This is a genomic window from Micromonospora antibiotica, assembly GCF_017599305.1.
Classification (GTDB): domain Bacteria; phylum Actinomycetota; class Actinomycetes; order Mycobacteriales; family Micromonosporaceae; genus Micromonospora; species Micromonospora antibiotica.
This window is the reverse complement of record NZ_JAGFWR010000002.1, coordinates 18,538-36,101: the sequence shown is the minus strand read 5'-3', so window position 1 is coordinate 36,101 and position 17,564 is coordinate 18,538. Positions and strand designations below refer to the sequence as shown.

The following is a 17,564-nucleotide window of genomic DNA, read 5'->3' as shown; positions in this document are numbered from 1 at the left end:
TCAGTCGGCCACCCGCAGCACCACGTCGCGCACCGTGTCGTCGGCGTCGGCGGGTACGCAGCGCAGGTCCAGCAGCAGCCGGCCCCGGACCACCCGGCCCAGCACCGGCGGGTCACCCTGCCGCAGGGCGACGGCGTACCGCTCGGGCAGGCTCAGCGCCCACGAGTCCAGCTCGACGCCCGGGGCGCCGCCGCCACCGACGACGGCGACGCTGGGCACCACCTCGGCCTTGTGTCCCTCGGCGCCGAGGGCGTCGCGCAGCCGTTCGCAGCGGTCCCGCAGCACGGCCGGGTCGGCGTGCAGGGCGGCCCGGGTCGGGGTGGTCGGCCCGTGCAGGGTGGCCGCCAACGCGGCGAGGGTCAGCTTGTCCACCCGCAGCGCCCGGGCCAGCGGGTGCCGGCGCAACCGGTCGACCAGGTCGGCGTCGCCGAGCAGCAGCCCGGCCTGCGGGCCACCGAGGAGCTTGTCGCCGCTGGCGGTGACCAGGTGCGCCCCGGCGCGCAGGGTGCCCGCGGCGTCCGGCTCGGCGGGCAGCAGCGGGTCGGCGGTGAGCAGACCGGAACCGATGTCGGCCACCACCGGCACCCCGAGGGTGGCCAGGTCACCGACGCCGACGGCCGAGGTGAACCCGGTGACGACGAAGTTGGACGGGTGCACCTTGAGCACGAAACCCGTGTCCGGACCGACCGCACGGGCGTAGTCGTCGCGGGTGGTGCGGTTGGTCGTACCGACCTCGCGCAGGCGGGCGCCGGTGCTGGCCAGCAGGTCGGGCAGGCGGAACCCGTCGCCGATCTCCACCAGTTCACCCCGGCTGACCACGATCTCCCGGCCGGCGGCCAACGCGGTCGCGGCGAGCACCAGGGCCGCCGCGCCGTTGTTGACCACGTGCACGGCGGCGGCGTCGGGCACCGCGGCGGCCAGCGCGGCCAACGTGTCGCGGCCCCGGCGGGCCCGCCGACCGGTGCCGAGGTCCAGTTCCACGTCGGTGCAGCCGGCGGCGGCGACCAGCGCGTCGACGGCGGCCGGGGACAGCGGGGCCCGCCCGAGGTTGGTGTGCAGCACCACCCCGGTGGCGTTGAGCACCGCCCGGGGCCCGGGGGCGGGCAGGTCGGAGAGGACGGCGTCGCGTACCTCGTCGGGGGTGATCTCACCGTGCCGGACCCGCTGCTGGGCGCGGGCGACGGCGGCCTTCACCCGGGCCCGGCCGAGGGTGGCCACCGCGGCGGCCACCGCCGGATCGGCCAACAGCACGTCGGTACGCGGCACCCGCCGTCGCGGATCGACCGCCGCCTCGCCCATGCCTGTCAGCTCCCCCGGTGGTTGGCGGAGACGGACGGGAATCGAACCCGCCTGGCCCGGATCCCGGACCACACCAGCTTTGAAGGCTGGGAGGGGCACCAGCCGCCTGAACGCCTCCGCCCCCGAGTCAACCACAGCACCACCCTGACGGCGCGGTGAGGTGTCAGACCTGCTCCGACCGGCGACGGATCCGTTCCCGCTGCGGCAGGACCGTGTACTTCGGGTCCCGCGCCGAGGCCACCCCGCCGTGGAAGATGCCGAACCGGGTGGCCACCGAAGCGGCCAGCAGCGCGGTGCCGGACAACGCGGACACCACCCGGCTGCGCCGGCCGGCCAGCGCCCCGACCACCCCGGCGGCGGTGAGCAGGCGACCCGCGCGCAGCAGGCGACCCGCCCTACCCAGCCGGTAGGGCTCACTGAGCAGGCCCAGCCGGGTTTCCACCGAGTGCGCACCCCACAGTTCCAGGGCGGCCCCGGCCACCGCCATCCGGCGGGCCGGCCCGGCCTGGGCGCAGGGCGCGGCGAGCAACCCCACACCGGCGCCGCTGGCCAGCGCGCTGCCCGCGAAGATGGTCGGCAGCTCCGGGTACGCCTCATGCCAGGACGGCACCGCCGTCCCGGCCAGCAGCACCCCGGTGTACGTGGCCAGCGCGGGCGCGACGGCGGCGGCGGCCAGCCCGGCGACCTGCCCGGCCGGCGGCAGCAGTCGACGGACCGGGGAGAACACGCCACGCCCCGGCAGCAGCGGTGCGGCCTCGGCGACGGCGGCGAGCCCGGCGGCCGGGCCGTACGCGGTGAGGATCCAGGTGCCCACCGACATCGGCGAGGTCGGTTTCGCCACCCGCAGCATGTGGTGGAACCGGGCCGGCCGGCCCAGGTCGTTGACCAGGAAGTACGCGCTGGCGGTGACCGCACCCAACGCGGTGACCCGGCCGGCCCGCCGCAACGCCGGCCGGCCGGTGAGCTGCCCCCCGGCGGCCAGCAGCGACGACCCGGCGGCCAGCCCACCGGTGAACAGGTAAGCGGCGATGTCCCACCGCCACACCGGGGCCTTGAGGATCGGCCGGCCGTAGTAGGAGGTGAACTCCGCCTCCGGGACGCGCAGCTCCTCGCCGCCGCGCCCACCCCGGCCACGCCGCCGCGCCACCGACGGCACGTCCCGGGGCGGCACCGGCGCGTCGGCCGAACCCGGGGCACCGGCCGGGGGCGCACCCTCGGCCGGTCCGGCACCGACCTTCGGGCCGTGGCCGAGCCGTACCGAGGAGCGCTGCGGCCGGAACACACCGTCGGCGGCGAGCCGGGCGCGGAAGCCCCGGAACCGCTCCCCCACCGGAATCCGGCCCCCGGTCACGACGACCCTCCGACGAACGCGGCGACGGCCGCCGCCGTCATGGCCAACGCGGCGAGCCCCGCCCGCCGCCACATCCGGGGCAGGTCCCGAGTGGTGACCACCGGGTCCGGGGGCAGGCCGTACACCTCGGGCTCGTCGAGGAGCAGGAAGAACGCGCCGTCACCACCGACGCCGTCGGTCGGGTCGTGACCGTACAGCCGGGCTTCCGGCACGCCCCGGTCGTGCAGGGTGGCGACCCGCTGCGCGGCCCGCTCCCGCAGCTCGTCGAGGGGGCCGTACTGGATGGACTCGGTCGGGCAGGCCTGGGCACAGGCCGGGGTCATCCCCGCGCCGAGCCGGTCGTAGCACAGCGTGCACTTCCACGCCCGGCCGTCGCCCCTACGCTGGTCGATCACCCCGTAGGGGCAGGCGGAGATGCAGTAACCGCAGCCGTTGCAGATGTCCTCCTGCACCACCACCGTGCCGAACTCGGTGCGGAACAGCGACCCGGTTGGGCAGACGTCCAGGCAGGCGGCGTGGGTGCAGTGCTTGCAGACGTCCGACATCATCAGCCAGCGGAAGTCGGTGCGGGTCTCCACACCGGTGTGCCGGCCGGGTGGCGCGGCCCCGGGCATGCCGAGAAACCGGGTGCCCGTACCGGCGGCGTCACCCGCCGACGCACCGACGGTGCCGCCCGGCGCGGTGGCCATCCGGGCGGCGGCGTCGGCGTCGCCCGGGGGTACGCCCGGTTCGGTGCCGCTGGTGCCGGTCGTGCCGGCGGCGACCGCCGCCGACGTCGCGCCGGCCGAAGCACCGGTCGGGTTCCCGGCGAACGGGGCGGTGCGGTGCCCGGCCGGCACCGGCTGCTCGACGAAGGCCACGTGCCGCCAGGAGTTCGCGGTCAACGCGCCGGTGTTGTCGTACGACATGCCGAGCAGGTCGAAGCCGGACTCGGGGACGGCGTTCCACTCCTTGCAGGCCACCTCGCACGCCTTGCAGCCGATGCAGACGCTGGTGTCGGTGAAGAACCCCATCCGGGGGCCGGCAGCCGTCCAGCCCGCGTCCGGGGCCGGATCGAGCGGGCCGTAGAGGCTGCTGCCGTCAGGCATGGTCGGCGCCCTTCTCCCGTGGCCCGTCGTCGCTGCGACCCGCCGGCCGCAGCACCGGGGTCGTCACCGTCGGCGGGCGTTCCCCGGGCACGATCCCGGCCCGTCGACGGTAGTCCTCGACCAGGTCCCGCAACACCGGGCCGGTCGGTCGCCGGCCCGGCCGGACGTCGCAGGTGCCGACCTTGCTCTCCTGGATGAGCACGTTCGGGTCCAGGGTGATGCCGAACAGGTCGTTGGCCGAGTCGCCGGTGACCAGCCCCTCGTAGCCGAAGTGGTACGGCAGCCAGAGCTGGTGGATGATCCGACCGTCCACCCGCAACGGGGTGAGCCGGTCGGTGACCAGCACCTTCGCCTCGATCACCGCCCGGCCGCTGATCAGGTGCGCCCAGCCGAGGTGGGTCAGCCCCGTCTCGGCGGCCAACTCCGGGGACACCTCCACGAACATCTCCGGTTGCAGCTCCGCCAGTGGACGCACCGTACGGCTCATCGCCCCGGCGGTGTGGTGCTCGGTGAGCCGGCTGACCGTGAACACGTACGGGAAGACCTGGCTGTGTTCCTGCGGTGGGCTCGGGTTCACCGAGTTCACCGGGTGGGCGTACACCTTGCGGGTCGGGTTGGCCTGCTGGCCGTAGAGCGGGTTGCGCATCGGTGACTCCGCCGGCTCGTAGTGCGTCGGCAGCGGACCGTCGAGCACCCCGCTCGGCGCGTACAGCCAGCCCTTGCCGTCGGCCTGCATGATGAACGGATCGTCGCCGGCCAGCGCCGCCGGGCCGGACGCACCCTGCGGCGGCCGGTACGTCGGCGGTTTCGTCCGCTCGAAGTCCGGCACGTCGTGACCGGTCCACTCGCCGGCCTGCGGGTCCCACCAGACGTACTTCTTGCGCTCGCTCCACGGGCGGCCCTGCGGGTCGGCCGACGCCCGGTTGTAGAGGATGCGCCGGTTCGCCGGCCACGCCCAGCCCCACTCGGCGGCGACCCAGTCCTGTTCGTGCCGGGACCGGCGGCGGGCGGCCTGGTTGACCCCGTCGGCGTAGACGCCGGAGTAGATCCAGCAGCCCACGGCGGTGCTGCCGTCGTCCTTCGCCTCGGTGAACGAGGACAGTGGACGGCCGGTGGACACGTCGTACCCGTTGATCTCGCGCAGCACCGCCTCGGCGCTCGGCTCGTCGTGCGGGCCGTGGGTGGGGTAGTCCCAGGCCAGGTCGAGCAGGGCGCGGTCGCGGCGGTGGGGGGAACCGGCCAGCCGCTCCCGCAGCCGCCGCCCCAGGTGGTAGAAGAACCACAGCTCGGAGCGGGCGTCACCCGGTGGCTCGACGGCCTTCTCCCGCCACTGCAACAGCCGCTGGGTCTGGGTGAAGGTCCCCTCCTTCTCCACGTGCGACGCGGCCGGCAGGAAGAACACCTCGGTGCGGCACTCGGTCGGGACGATCTCGCCGGTGGCCACCTCGGGGCCGTTCTTCCAGAACGTGGCGCTCTCGATCATGAACAGGTCGCGGACCACCAGCCAGTCCAGGTTGGCCATGCCGAGCCGCTGCGCCCGCCCGTGCGCCGAGCCGACAGCCGGGTTCTGGCCGAGCAGGAAGTACCCCTTGATCTTGCCGTCGATCATGTTGAGCACCTGCTGGTAGGTGCCGTGGTCGCCGGTCATCCGGGGCAGGTGGTCGTAGCAGAAGTCGTTCTCCGGCGTCGCCGCGTCCCCCCAGTACGCCTTGAGCAGGCTCGCCGCGTACGCCCGCGCGTCGCCCCAGAAACCCTTCTGCCCGGGGTGGCGGATGCTGTCCACCCAGTCGTCGAAGGTCGGGTGGTCGGCGTGGTGCGGCATCGGCAGGTAACCGGGCAGCAGGTTGAACAGCGTCGGGATGTCCGTGGAGCCCTGGATGCTGGCGTGCCCGCGCAACGCCAGGATGCCGCCGCCCGGCCGGCCCATGTTGCCCAGCAGCAACTGGATGATCGCCCCGGTGCGGATGTACTGCACACCGACGCTGTGCTGGGTCCAGCCCACCGAGTAGACCAGTGCGCCGGTGCGGTCCCGGCCCGAGTTCTCCGCCCAGGCCCGCGCCAGCTCCAGGAACTTCTCCCGGGGGATGCCGCAGACCCGCTCGACCATCTCCGGGGTGTAGCGGGCGAAGTGCCGGCGCAGGATCTGGTAGACGCAACGCGGATGCTGGAGGGTCTCGTCCCGCTCGGCCTGCCCGTGCACCTGCGCGCCGTGCGACTCGTGGATCAGGCCCGCCGCGCCGTCGCGCTCCTTGGCGGTGTGCCCGCTGCCGGAGTCCTGCTCGTGCCCGGCGTACTGCCAGCTGGTCTGCACGTAGCTGTCGGTGTTCGGGTCGTAGCCGGAGAACAGGCCGTCGCCGTCCTCGGTGTCGGCGAACTGCTCGCTGACGATCGTCGCCGCGTTCGTGTACGCCAGCACGTACTCCCGGAAGTCCAGCTCGTTGTCCAGGATGTAGCGCACCACGCCACCGAGCAGGGCGATGTCGGTGCCCGCCCGGATCGGCAGGTAGGTGTCGGCGACCGCGCTGGTGCGGGTGAACCGGGGATCGACGTGGAAGACCTTCGCGCCGCGCCGTTTGGCCTCCATGACCCACTGGAAGCCCACCGGATGGGCCTCGGCCATGTTCGAGCCCTGGATGACGATGACGTCAGCGTTGGCGAGGTCCTGTTGGAAGTCCGTCGCGCCACCGCGACCGAAGCTGGCCCCCAGACCGGGGACGGTGGCGGAGTGTCAAATGCGGGCCTGGTTCTCGATCTGGAGCGCCCCCATCGCGGTGAACAGCTTCTTGATGAGGTAGTTCTCCTCGTTGTCCAGCGTCGCCCCACCCAGGCTGGAGATGCCCAGCGTGCGGTGCAACGGCCGGCCGTCGCTGTCGACGTCCTCCCAGGTCTGCTCGCGGGCGGCGAGGATCCGGTCGGTGATCATGTCGAGCGCGGTGTCGAGGTCGAGGTCCTCCCACTCGGTGGAATACGGTCGCCGGTAGCGGACGGTGGTCTGCCGCAGCGGGCTGGTGACCAGGCTCCTGCTGGCCGAGCCCTTCGGGCAGAGCCGCCCCCGGGAGATGGGGCTGCCCGGGTCGCCCTCGATCTGGGTGACCTGACCGTCGGTGACGTACACCCGCTGCCCGCAGCCGACCGCGCAGTACGGGCAGACCGAGCGGGCCACCCGGTCGGCGGTCTCGGTGCGGGCGGTCAGCCCGGCGGAGCGGTCCGACTGCGCCGCCGGGCCCCGGCCGAACGGGTCGGTGCCGGTGAGCTGGCGGTAGACCGGCCAGCCCGCGACGAAGGTACGCAGACCCACTGCGCTCCTCCCTCCCCGGCATGAACCGACCCTCTGAACATAGGCCAGCGCGGCGGAGGATGCGACCCGGTGCGGGGATCTCCACGCACCGATACGGCGCTGCCCCCGACCGGTCCGGTCGGGGGCAGCGCCGTATCGCGATGGCGGAGCGCCGATGTGCATGTCGCCTCTCGGCGCGTGGCGCAACGCGGCTCCAGCCGAACGGAACTCCGCGACGGCAATTCAGGTGAGGCCCGGGGACACTGGACACACCGACGCTCCTGCCCGCCAGCTTACCCCGCCGGGCCCTTCCGCGCGCCCGTCGCGCCCGGCCGGGAGGGCGGGCACGGGCACCGGCAGCGGCGGTTCGTCGAAAGCCGCGTACCTGAGCTGGTCGAACCGGCGTTACCCTGACACCATGCAGGCCACCCTGGCGACCGCCCCCCACCTGGCCCGGCCGGGCCGACCGGTGGTGGTGGCGCGCACCCTGGCGGAGCTGACCGGCCCCACCGGCGGGGTGGTGGAGCTGCCGGTCCGGTTGATGTGGAGCAGCGAACGCACCTTCGACCTGGCCGAACCGGACGATCTGCTCTGGTTGTACGAGAACGTGCTGCGGGAGACCACCCGCGCCGACGACCTGCGGGCACTGATCGACGGGCGCACCCTGCGCCGGGTGTGGCGGCGGCTCAACCTGCCCCGGGGGGTACGGGCGGCCTGGGAGAGCCGACACCGGGGCCTGCGGGCCGCGTGACCCACCTGCACGACTTCTACCGGGAGGTCGCCCGGGTCGCGCTCACCGCGGCCGGGCCGCACCGGTTCGTGCTCGGCGGCGGGGTGGCCTGGGCGGCGCACGGTCTGGTCACCCGGCCCACCGAGGACGTCGACCTGTTCGCCGACGTGGAGGGGGCGGCCGCCGCCGCGGCGGCGGAGGTGTGCGCCGCGCTGGAACAGGCCGGGTACACCGTCGCGCCGGCCGACCCGGACAGCGACCTCGGTGACCTGTTCGAGGGCTTCGACCGGGACATCCGGGACTTCGTCGTCGGCCGGGACGACCGGCGGATCCGGCTCAGCCTGGCCCGGCTCGACCGGTACCGCTCACCGGTGGTGATGGACCTCGGCCCGGTGATGGACCTCCGCGACCTGATCGCCAACAAGACCGCCGCCCTGGTCAACCGCCGGGAGGCCCGCGACTACATCGACGTCGCCGCCGCGCTGGCGCAGTACCCGGTCGACGAGCTGCTGGCGCTGGCCCGGCAGGTGGACCCGGCGCTGGTCGACGAGGACGTCCGGGCCGCCGGCCGCTACCTGGACCGGCTGCCGGACCGTCGGCTCGCCCGCTACGGCCTGGACCCGGCGCAGATCGCGCAGGTCCGCCGCCGGATGGCCGGCTGGCCCCGCTGAGCGTCCGCCGCCGGCCCGTGCCACGGGGCGCGGGCCGGCGGTCGGCAGGCCGGGCCGGGTGCGCGCGGGTGGGCCGCTCACCTGGTGAAACGACCGCCGGTGACGCCGAGGATCTCCCCGGTGACGTAGCTGGACTCCTGGGAGGCGAAGAAGACGTACGCCGGGGCCAACTCGGCGGGTTGCCCGGCCCGGCCCAGCGGGGTGTCGGTGCCGAACTTCTCCACCTTCGCAGGCGGCATGGTCGCCGGGATCAGCGGCGTCCAGATCGGGCCCGGGGCGACCGCGTTGACCCGGATGCCCCGGTCGGCGAGCTGCGCCGCGAGACCCTTGGTGAAGTTCGCGATGCCCGCCTTGGTGGTGGCGTAGTCCAGCAGCGGCGGCGACGGGTCGAACGCCTGGATCGAGGTGGTGTTGATGATCGTCGCGCCCTCCTTCAGGTGCGGCACGGCGCTGCGGCAGAGCCAGAACATGGCGTACAGGTTGGTCTTCATCACCCGGTCGAACTGCCCGGTGCTGATCGACGTGATGCCGTCGTCCTGGGCCATCTGGTAGGCCGCGTTGTTGACCAGGATGTCCAACCCGCCGAGGTCGGTGACGGTCCGGTCGACCAGGTCGCGGCAGTGCTGCTCGTCGGTCAGGTCGGTGCGCACCGCCACGCCCCGCCGGCCGGCCTCCTCGATCAGCCGCACCGTCTCCCGGGCGTCGGCGTCCTCCTCCTCGTCGAGGTAGGAGATGACGACGTCGGCGCCCTCCCGGGCGAAGGCGATCGCCACCGCCCGACCGATACCCGAGTCGCCGCCGGTGATCAGGGCCCGCTTGCCCGTCAACCGGTCGCTGCCCCGGTACGACGTCTCCCCGTGGTCGGGCGTCGGGCCCATCCGGTCGGTCCGGCCGGGGGCCGACTGCTGCTGGGCCGGCTGGCCGTCCTGGTGGCCGTACTGCTCGGTGGGGTCCTGCGGGGTGTACTGGTCCTGGCTCACCGTGTCGCTCCCTGCCTGCTTTGGTCCGTTCTGGGTCCCTGGCTGACCTACCCCGACGGGTACGCCGGAAACAACAGCCGGGCCCGACGGTGGAACCGGATGTGACAGGGAGATGGCCGGTGGGGTCGGTGTGGTGAAACACCCCCGACCACTGTGGCGGGAGCGACGGCTGCTCGTTATGGTGCGCAGCGGCGCCCCACGAGGCGCGTCCACCCCCGATGGAAGGGCATTTTTCATGACCTCCTCCTCCGGCGCGTCGCGCCGCCAGGTGCTGGCCGTCGCCGCCGCCGCGGCGACCGCCCCGCTGATCGCCGGCGGGCCCGCCCAGGCGGCCCAGCGGCAGGGCCCGCAGGGTGCGAAGACCTGGGACCTGACCGTCCTGGGCACCTCGGACACCCACGGCAACGTCTACAACTGGGACTACTACCGCGACGCCGAGTTCGACGACAGCAAGCACAACGACGTCGGCATCGCCAAGCTCGCCACCCTGGTCAACCAGATCCGCGCCGAGCGTCGGGGCCGGGCCACCCTGGTCCTCGACGCCGGCGACACCATCCAGGGCACCCCGCTGGCCACGTACTACGCCAAGCAGGAGCCGATCACCGTCACCGGCGCGACGCACCCGATGGCCCGCGCGATGAACATCCTGCGGTACGACGCCGTGACGCTGGGCAACCACGAGTTCAACTACGGGCTGCCGCTACTGGCGACCTGGATCGACCAGCTGGGCTTCCCGGCGCTGGCCGCGAACGCGGTGAACGCCCGCACCGGCAAGCCGGCGTTCCGTCCGTTCGTGCTCAAGCGGGTCCGGCCCGGTGGGCCCGGGACGCCGACGCTGACCGTGGGCATCCTCGGCCTGACCAACCCCGGCGTGGCCATCTGGGACAAGGGCAACGTGGAGGGCAAACTGGTCTTCCCGGGCATGGTGGAGACCGCCGCGAAGTGGGTGCCGGTCATGCGGCAGCGGGGTGCCGACCTGGTCATCGTCTCCGCCCACGGTGGCGACAGCGGCACCTCCAGCTACGGCCCGGAGCTGCCCAACGAGAACCCGGTGGCGCTGATCGCCCAGCAGGTCCCCGGCATCGACGCGATCCTGTTCGGCCACGCCCACAACGAGGTGGTGGAGAAGTTCGTCACGAACACCGCCACCGGGGCGCAGGTGCTCACCGCCGAACCCTCCAAATGGGGCCAGCGGCTGACCCGGATGGACTTCACCCTGACCCGGGAGCGGGGCCGCTGGAAGGTCGTCGGCAAGGGCGCCACCATGCTCAACACCAACACCGTGGTCGAGGACCCCAAGGTGCTCGCCGCCGTACGGGGCCAGCACGCCAAGACGGTCGGCTACGTCAACACGGTGGTCGCCCGGTCCACCCAGGAACTGTCCGCCGCCGAGTCACGCTACCGGGACACCCCGATCCTGGACTTCATCAACCACGTCCAGGCCGAGGTGGTCACCGCCGCGCTCACCGGTGGCCCGTACGCGGCGCTGCCGGTGCTGTCGATCGCCGCGCCGTTCAGCCGCACCGCCGTCTTCCCGCAGGGTGACGTGCGCATCCGTGACGTCGCCGGGCTGTACGTCTACGACAACACCCTGGAGGCGGTGGTGCTCACCGGCGCCGAGGTGAAGGCGTACCTGGAGTTCTCGGCGAAGTACTTCACCACGCTGCCGGTCGGCGCACCGGTCGACCCGGCGACGATCAGCGACCCGGCCGTGCCGGACTACAACTACGACGTGATCTCCGGGCTGGACTACGACGTCGACGTCTCCCGGCCGGTCGGTCAGCGGATCACCCGGCTGGTGCTGCCCGGCACCGACACCCCGGTCGCCGCCGACGCGCAGTTCGTCGTCGCGGTGAACAACTACCGGCGCAGCGGCGGCGGGAACTTCCCCGGCATCGTGAAGACCCAGGTCTACAACGCGCAGCAGGAGATCCGTCAGCTGCTCATCGACTGGGCGCAGGCCCGGGGCACCATCGACCCGGCTGACTTCTTCGTGCCGAACTGGCGGCTGGTCCGCGCCGGCGTGCCGGTGTTCTGAGCCACCCCGGCCGGCGGCTGCCACACCCGACGGGTCCCGGGGTGCCACCCCGGGACCCGTCGCGCCGTTCAGCCGCCCGAACGCAGGTCCCGCTCGTACTGGCCGGGGGTCGGGTCGGGCTGGTAGCGGGGCGGCTCGGTCTCGGTCGACGTCGTCCGGTCCTCGGGTCGGACCGGCGGCGGCAACTCGCCGAAGCGCATGTGCCGCAGCAACGCGTGCTGCTCGTCGGTGAACGGTTCGCTCATGACGCTCAGTGTGCACCCGGCATCAAGACCGGCGGGAGGGGTAAGCGGGCGGTTCCGTCGGCGACGAGAGGACGAAACCATGCGCGCGGTACGGATGACCGCCCCCGGGGTGCTCGAACAGGTGCAGGTGCCGACGCCGACGCCCGGCCCCGGCGAGGTGCTGGTACGCGTCGGCGCGGTCGGCGCCTGCCACTCCGACCTGCACATCCTCGACGCACCGCCGGGCGTCTTCCCCACCCCGATCACCCTCGGCCACGAGATCGCCGGCACCGTGGACACCCTCGGCGACGGCGTCACCGGCTGGTCCGCCGGGGAGCGGGTCGCCGTCTACGGGATCATCGGCTGCGGCACCTGCCGGGGCTGCCTGCGCGGACGGGAGAACCAGTGCCGCACCGTGCCGGTGGGCGGGATCGGGCTCAGCCGTGACGGTGGGCTGGCCGAGCACGTGGTGGTGCCCGCCTCCCGGCTGCTGCCCGTCGGCGACCTGGAGCTGACCCAGGCCGCGCCGCTGACCGACGCCGGGCTGACCCCCTACCACGCGATCGAGCTGGCCCGGCCGGTGCTGCGGCCCGGGACGTCGGTCGTGGTGATCGGCATCGGCGGACTGGGGCACATGGCGGTGCAGATCCTCGCCGCCACCACCGCCGTGCGGATCATCGCGGTGGACAGCAACGTCGCCGCCCTCGACCTGGCCACCCGGGTCGGCGCGCACCACGTGGTACCGGCCGGCCCGGACACCGTCGAGCGGATCCGGGAACTCGTCGGCCCGGCACCCGACGGCGCGGACGTGGTCATCGACTGTGTCGGGGTGGACGCCACCCTCACCGCCGCCCGTGACGTCGTGGCCACCGGTGGCCGGCTGCTGCTGGTGGGCCTGGGCGGCGGCACCATGCCGGTGCGGCCGGTCGCCGACGAGCCGCCCACCGTGCCGTTGGAGACCAGCGTCGAGGTCCCGTTCTGGGGCACCCGGGCCGAACTCCAGGAGGTGATCGCCCTGGGTCGGGCCGGGCTGCTCACCGCCGACGTGCAGACCTTTCCGCTGGAACGCGCCCCGGAGGCGTACGACCTGCTACGCGCGGGTGAGATCCACGGCCGCGCGGTGATCGTGCCCTGAGCGGCGGCGTAGGGGGTGCGGTCAGCGGCCGACGCCGAGGGCCGGCGGCTGCCCGCCCCGGGCGGGCAGCCGGTCCAGCAGGGCCAGGGTCGCGCGCACCGGCCCACGGTCCAGGGTCCGGTCGAAGCTGGACCGGCCCTGGCAGAACCGGACGAACATCGCCCAGCCGGCCGGGGTCGCCAGGAAGGCGTGGCACACCTCGGGGCGACGGGCGAAGGTCTGCAGCAACCGGTGCCCGGCGCGCATCGACGGCACCAGCCGCTCGTGCACGTCCCGGGGGTAGCGGTCCAGGTCACCGGCGGCGACCGCCGCACCGGCCAGCGTCCCGGACCGCAGCGCGTAGCTGATTCCCTCCCGGGTCCACGGCTCCAGCAGGCCCGCCGCGTCCCCGACCACCAGCACCCGACCGTGGCGCAGTGGCGCGTCGTCGGCCCGGCAGCGGGTCAGGTGCCCGGAGTCGTGCTCGGCGGCCACCTGACCCAGGCCCAACCGGTCCAGGAAGCTGTGCAGGTAGGCGCGGGTCCGGTCGCCCTCGCCCCGGGCGCCGATCACCCCCACGGTCAACAGGTCGCCTTTAGGGAACACCCAGCCGTACGCGCCGGGGAACGGGCCCCAGTCCAGCAGCAGCCGCCCCCGCCAGCGGGCCGCCTCGGCGGGTGACACCGGCAACTCCCGTTCCAGACCCAGATCCACCTGGCGGAACCGGACGCCCACGTGCCGGGCGGTCACCCCGGCGGAGCCGTCCGCCCCAATCACCGTGCGGGCGGTCAGGGTGGTGCCGTCGGCCAGTCGGACGCGTACCCCGTCGGGGTCCTGGTCGAGGGCGCGCACGGCGACGCCCTCGCGGACCTCGGCCCCGGCGGACACCGCCGCCGCGCGCAACCGGTCGTCGAACTCGTCGCGGCGCACCATCGTCACCAGGGGTGTGCCGTGCCGGCGGGTGAAGCCCCACCGGCCGTCCCGGGTGAAGGTGACCCGGTCGACCCGGTCGTGCGCCGGCACCTCGATGCGGCCGGCCACCATCGACAGCGAGGTGCCGATCAGGCCACCCCCGCAGGTCTTGTAACGGGGGTGCACGGCCCGGTCCAGCACCAACGTCCGCACCCCGGCCGCCGCGGCCTCCCGGGCCGCGCTGAGCCCGGCCGGCCCGGCGCCGACCACGACGAGATCCCAGATGATCATGCCGGTCAGCCTAGGGCACCCGGCCCCGCGCCGAAGGGTACGGCCGGCCGTGCGGCAGGCATTGTCGGGTGACCAGTGGGTAAACCGCGTCACCCGGCCCGACCGGTCGGCCGGGCCCACGGCAAGGAGGGCACCATGCAGCAGGTACGTCTGTCGGAGGTCGAGGTGCGCGTCTACGAGGCGGTCAGCGTGCTGGAGATCCGCAGCCAGGTTCCCTACCCCGACCTGATCGCCGAGGAGGCGGGGCTGGCCGAGCAGGACGTCCACGCGCCGCTGCGCCAGCTCACCGAGAAGGGTCTGCTGCACCGGGAGGACTCACCGCTGGCCGGGCTGGACTTCGGCCCCCGCTGGTGCGCCCGCCAGCCGGCGTGAGCGCAGTCGCGCCCGCGCCCCGCCGGGCGGCCGGGTCGGGCACCGGTTTGCCGCACCGTCCCCCGGGTAGCGCTGCGGCATGCCCGATCACCGGCCCATACGGGATCATCGGTGCGTGCCCGATCGCCGTCACGCGTCAGATCGCCGGTCCGCGGTGACAGCGGCGGACGACCGCCGCCGTTGGCAGGCCCTCGGGGTCGGCCTGGTCGCGGCGTTCATGACGCTGCTGGACGTCAGCATCGTCAACGTCGCCATCCCGTCGATGGACCGGTCGTTGCAGGCCAGCCCCAGCGACCTGCAGTGGGTGCTGTCCGGCTACGCGCTGACCTTCGGGCTGGTCCTGGTGCCGGCCGGCCGGTTCGGCGACGCCCGGGGTCGACGTAACGCCTTCGTGGTCGGGGTCGCCCTGTTCACGCTCACCAGCGCACTGGCCGGGCTCGCCCAGTCCCCGACCTGGCTGGTCGCCGCCCGACTTCTGCAGGGCGTCGCCGCCGGGGTGGTCAACCCGCAGGTGACCGGCCTGATCCAGCAGCTGTTCCGGGGCGCGGAGCGGGGTCGCGCGTTCGGCCTGCTCGGCGCCGTCATCGGCATCTCCACCGCCGTCGGTCCGCTGCTGGGCGGCCTGCTGATCGAACTCGGCGGCGAGGACCACGGCTGGCGGTGGGTGTTCTTCGTGAACGTGCCGGTGGGGGTGCTCGCCGTGCTGCTCGGCTGGCGGCTGCTGCCCACCCGGGCCGCCGGCCGGCTCGACCGGCACCGGCTCGACCCGGTCGGGGTGCTGCTGCTCGGGGCCGGTGTGACACTCCTGCTGCTGCCGTTGGTGCAGCGGGAACAGTGGCCCAGCCCGTGGAAGTGGGCGCTGATCCCCGCCGGGCTGGTCGTCCTGGTCGCCTTCGGACTCTGGGAGCGCCGCTTCGGCCGCACCCGCACACCGCTGTTCGACCTGGGACTGTTCCGGTTGCGGTCGTACACCATCGGCGCGGTCATCGCGCTCATCTACTTCGGTGGCTTCACCGCGATCTTCTTCATCTTCACCCTCTACCTGCAGAACGGTCTCGGCTACCGGGCGTTGACCGCCGGCCTGGCGATCACCCCGTTCGCCCTCGGCTCGGCGCTCGCCGCCGCCCTCGGTGGCCGGCTGGTCACCCGGTTCGGCCGGCCGCTGGTCGGGCTCGGGCTGGTCCTGGTGCTGGTCGGGCTCGGTGGGGTGGTGTTCGTGCTGCGCGGCGACCCGCACGGCTCGATCCCGCTGCTCACCGCGCTGCCGCTGCTGCTCGCCGGGCTCGGCAGCGGCCTGGTGATCACCCCGAACCAGACGTTGACCCTGTCCGAGGTGCCGGTGCCGCAGGCGGGCAGCGCGGCCGGGATGTTGCAGACCGGTCAGCGGATCGGTTCGGCCGCCGGCATCGCCGCCGTCGGCGCGTTGTTCTTCTCGTCGCTGGCCAGCACCGACGGTCAGTGGGCCGCCGCGTTCCGGCATTCCCTGCTGTTGGCCATGGGCATCGTCGCGTTGGCGCTGGTCGCCGCGGCGACCGACATCGTGCTGAACCACCGCGCCGCGCACCACCGCTGAGCCCGCCGCCCCGGCGTCGCACCCGGGGGACGCCCCGACGCGCCGACGCCGACCGGCCGGTCCCGTGACGGGAACCGGCCGGTCGGCGCTGCGTCAACTGGTCACCAGTGCTGCTGGACGAGGTCCGCGGCCTGCTGCTCCCACTGGGCGTACGCGTACGGGTAGGCCGAGACCTGCACGGTCTGCGCGGCGGTGGTCAGCGGCAGGTCCTCCCAGCCGGGCACGTTCTTCAGCGCGGAGAAGAACGCCCGGGAGGCGTACCGCGGGTCGGTGATCTGCTCCGGGCTGCCCCACCCCGACGACGGACGCTGCTGGAACAGTCCCTGCGAGTCGTGGTCGTTGTAGGCGCCGAGGTGTCCCAGGTTGTACAGCTTCGACTCCTGCAACGAGGTGGCCACGCCGATCACGGCGCCGCGCTCCCCCACGCCGGTCCGCTTGGCCTCGGCGATGATCGCCTTGGCGTTGGCGACCTGCGCGTCGTCGAGCGGGACGCGGGACTGGGCGCCCTCCAGCCCGTGCGGGATGAGTTCGTCGGTGCTCGGCTTGCCGGCCGGCACCTTGGTGGTGGGGCTGCCCGTGGTCAGGCCGGACTCGACGGTGACGCCCTGCCGGCTCTTGCCGGTGGCCAGGTCGATCGCGGCGCGGGCCCCCTGGTGGGGGCCGGTGGTGACGGGGGCGGCCACGGCCGCCGGGCCGAACGCCAGTCCGCCGAGGGCGGCGACGCCGGCGATGCCCAGTGCGGTCCTGCGGTCCTTCGCGATGGCCGGGAGCCATCGAGTGAAGTCCAGCTTCACGATGGTTGCCCTTTCGATCGTGGCGACGCGCTCCGGGGTGAGCGGGCCTCGGGGGAACTCCCACGCCAGCCGGGGGTGTGGTGGCCGGCGTATGGGGGACACAACCAGCCGGGCGTGTCGGTCATTCCGGAAATGCCGTGGCCGGCCCGGGCTGTGGTCCGGGTCACCGGCGGGCGGCTCGCGCGGTCTCATACCGGACAGACGACCCGAATCGCACGACGCGGGTCCGGACGGGCGTGGCCGTCCGGACCGGGTGTGGGCCGCCCGCGCGCAGGGCAGGAGGGCACAGGACGGCCGGCAGCAGGACCCCGGCGGGCGGACCAGTGCTGGCGTCAGCCGTCGGTGCCGAAGCCGTCGGCGGTGGACCGCTCGTCGCGGTCCCGCAACTCCTGGAACAGGGTGAGCTGCAGGCCGGCGGGCACGTCGAGTCGGGAGTTCAGCGAGTGCCAGGGGGTGACGGTGGGCGGGGCGACCTCGGTGGCCCCGGCCGCGACGAGCCGACCGGTGACGGCGGCGGTGTCGTCCACCTCGAAGGCCAGTCGGAGCCTCGGGGCCACCTGACGGCCCACCTCGACGTCGTCGATCATCCGCTTCTGCGCCGGATTGGCGATCTCCAGGGTGGCCCGGCCCGCCTCCAGGATCACCACCCGGGCCTGCCCGGCACCGGAGTACGCAGCCTGCTCGGGTAGCCCCAGGGCGTCCCGGAAGAAGGCGACCGCGGCGTCGTAGTCCTCGGCCTCCACCACCAGGCGCAGCTGCCGTACGCCCGGGGGGCGGTTGTCGTCGGTCACCCGGCCGATCCTAGGCCCGCCGGGGCCGGGCGGCGGTGAAGGCCGCCCGGCCGGGTGCC

14 protein-coding genes, 1 tRNA gene and 1 pseudogene are annotated in these 17,564 nt (G+C 73.7%); 6 read left to right on the top strand and 10 right to left on the bottom strand.

Annotated elements, in window-relative coordinates; all coding sequences use genetic code 11:
* The 5 genes and pseudogenes from selA to fdh all read right to left on the bottom strand — a co-directional run.
* The gene (gene selA, locus JQN83_RS05115; RefSeq protein WP_208565893.1) at positions 1-1,299 is read right to left on the bottom strand and encodes an L-seryl-tRNA(Sec) selenium transferase; all 1,299 of its coding nucleotides are present in this window, start codon (positions 1,297-1,299) and stop codon (positions 1-3) included.
* A gap of 22 nt (positions 1,300-1,321) precedes the next feature.
* Positions 1,322-1,417: transfer RNA gene (locus JQN83_RS05110), tRNA-Sec, on the bottom strand.
* Between the two features lie 45 nt (positions 1,418-1,462).
* Positions 1,463-2,455, bottom strand: a complete 993-nt coding sequence (gene nrfD / locus JQN83_RS05105; RefSeq protein ID WP_372443986.1) for an NrfD/PsrC family molybdoenzyme membrane anchor subunit — start codon at positions 2,453-2,455, stop codon at positions 1,463-1,465.
* A gap of 191 nt (positions 2,456-2,646) precedes the next feature.
* Entirely contained in the window at positions 2,647-3,738 is a 1,092-nt protein-coding gene (locus tag JQN83_RS05100; protein WP_208565892.1) for a 4Fe-4S dicluster domain-containing protein, read from the bottom strand.
* A 58-nt stretch (positions 3,739-3,796) separates the two neighbouring features.
* Positions 3,797-7,036, bottom strand: a pseudogene (fdh, locus tag JQN83_RS05095) (formate dehydrogenase); the annotation flags it as partial.
* A 397-nt stretch (positions 7,037-7,433) separates the two neighbouring features.
* Between fdh and JQN83_RS05085 the strand changes: the two are divergent.
* Positions 7,434-7,766, top strand: a complete 333-nt coding sequence (locus JQN83_RS05085; RefSeq protein ID WP_208565890.1) for a hypothetical protein — start codon at positions 7,434-7,436, stop codon at positions 7,764-7,766.
* Positions 7,763-8,416: a nucleotidyl transferase AbiEii/AbiGii toxin family protein gene (locus JQN83_RS05080; RefSeq protein WP_208565889.1), complete on the top strand. Its 654-nt coding sequence runs from the start codon at positions 7,763-7,765 to the stop codon at positions 8,414-8,416. Before JQN83_RS05085 ends, JQN83_RS05080 begins: the two co-directional genes overlap by 4 nt.
* A 77-nt stretch (positions 8,417-8,493) precedes the next feature.
* On the opposite strand, the gene JQN83_RS05075 is transcribed toward JQN83_RS05080, so the two are convergent.
* Positions 8,494-9,396, bottom strand: coding sequence for an SDR family oxidoreductase (locus JQN83_RS05075; protein WP_307799021.1), 903 nt, complete (start codon positions 9,394-9,396; stop codon positions 8,494-8,496).
* A gap of 235 nt (positions 9,397-9,631) precedes the next feature.
* Between JQN83_RS05075 and JQN83_RS05070 the strand changes: the two genes are divergently transcribed.
* Positions 9,632-11,434 (top strand): bifunctional metallophosphatase/5'-nucleotidase, encoded by a 1,803-nt coding sequence (locus JQN83_RS05070; protein WP_208565887.1) that lies wholly within the window; start codon positions 9,632-9,634, stop codon positions 11,432-11,434.
* Positions 11,435-11,502: 68 nt separating this feature from the next.
* On the opposite strand, the gene JQN83_RS05065 is transcribed toward JQN83_RS05070, so the two are convergent.
* Positions 11,503-11,679 carry a hypothetical protein gene (locus tag JQN83_RS05065; RefSeq protein ID WP_208565886.1) on the bottom strand — a complete coding sequence of 59 codons (177 nt, stop codon included), beginning with the start codon at positions 11,677-11,679 and terminating at the stop codon, positions 11,503-11,505.
* A gap of 79 nt (positions 11,680-11,758) precedes the next feature.
* Between JQN83_RS05065 and JQN83_RS05060 the strand changes: the two genes are divergently transcribed.
* A complete protein-coding gene (locus JQN83_RS05060; RefSeq protein ID WP_208565885.1) occupies positions 11,759-12,793 on the top strand; it encodes an NAD(P)-dependent alcohol dehydrogenase in 1,035 nt (344 codons plus the stop codon).
* Positions 12,794-12,814: 21 nt separating this feature from the next.
* Here the strand turns inward: JQN83_RS05060 and JQN83_RS05055 are convergent, their stop codons facing one another.
* Complete coding sequence (locus JQN83_RS05055; RefSeq protein ID WP_208565884.1) at positions 12,815-13,975, bottom strand: geranylgeranyl reductase family protein; 1,161 nt, start codon at positions 13,973-13,975, stop codon at positions 12,815-12,817.
* A gap of 135 nt (positions 13,976-14,110) precedes the next feature.
* Here JQN83_RS05055 and JQN83_RS05050 point away from each other — a divergent pair, with 135 nt between their 5' ends.
* Together JQN83_RS05050 and JQN83_RS05045 are read left to right on the top strand one after the other, a co-directional pair.
* Positions 14,111-14,347 carry a hypothetical protein gene (locus JQN83_RS05050; protein WP_208565883.1) on the top strand — a complete coding sequence of 79 codons (237 nt, stop codon included), beginning with the start codon at positions 14,111-14,113 and terminating at the stop codon, positions 14,345-14,347.
* Positions 14,348-14,501: 154 nt separating this feature from the next.
* Positions 14,502-15,920, top strand: a complete 1,419-nt coding sequence (locus tag JQN83_RS05045; RefSeq protein WP_307799019.1) for an MFS transporter — start codon at positions 14,502-14,504, stop codon at positions 15,918-15,920.
* 101 nt (positions 15,921-16,021) lie between these two features.
* Here JQN83_RS05045 and JQN83_RS05040 read toward each other — a convergent pair whose 3' ends face one another.
* Positions 16,022-16,714, bottom strand: a complete 693-nt coding sequence (locus JQN83_RS05040) for a hypothetical protein (protein ID WP_208565881.1) — start codon at positions 16,712-16,714, stop codon at positions 16,022-16,024.
* A 332-nt stretch (positions 16,715-17,046) separates the two neighbouring features.
* Positions 17,047-17,505: a VOC family protein gene (locus tag JQN83_RS05035; RefSeq protein ID WP_307799018.1), complete on the bottom strand. Its 459-nt coding sequence runs from the start codon at positions 17,503-17,505 to the stop codon at positions 17,047-17,049.
* Between the last annotated feature and the right edge of the window lie 59 nt (positions 17,506-17,564).

Coding starts and splice junctions, on each gene's coding strand:
- selA (WP_208565893.1), bottom strand. CDS start 1,299: ATGGGCGAGGCGGCGGTCGATCCGCGACGGCGGGTGCCGCGTACCGAC.
- JQN83_RS05100 (WP_208565892.1), bottom strand. CDS start 3,738: ATGCCTGACGGCAGCAGCCTCTACGGCCCGCTCGATCCGGCCCCGGAC.
- JQN83_RS05085 (WP_208565890.1), top strand. CDS start 7,434: ATGCAGGCCACCCTGGCGACCGCCCCCCACCTGGCCCGGCCGGGCCGA.
- JQN83_RS05070 (WP_208565887.1), top strand. CDS start 9,632: ATGACCTCCTCCTCCGGCGCGTCGCGCCGCCAGGTGCTGGCCGTCGCC.
- JQN83_RS05065 (WP_208565886.1), bottom strand. CDS start 11,679: ATGAGCGAACCGTTCACCGACGAGCAGCACGCGTTGCTGCGGCACATG.
- JQN83_RS05060 (WP_208565885.1), top strand. CDS start 11,759: ATGCGCGCGGTACGGATGACCGCCCCCGGGGTGCTCGAACAGGTGCAG.
- JQN83_RS05055 (WP_208565884.1), bottom strand. CDS start 13,975: ATGATCATCTGGGATCTCGTCGTGGTCGGCGCCGGGCCGGCCGGGCTC.
- JQN83_RS05050 (WP_208565883.1), top strand. CDS start 14,111: ATGCAGCAGGTACGTCTGTCGGAGGTCGAGGTGCGCGTCTACGAGGCG.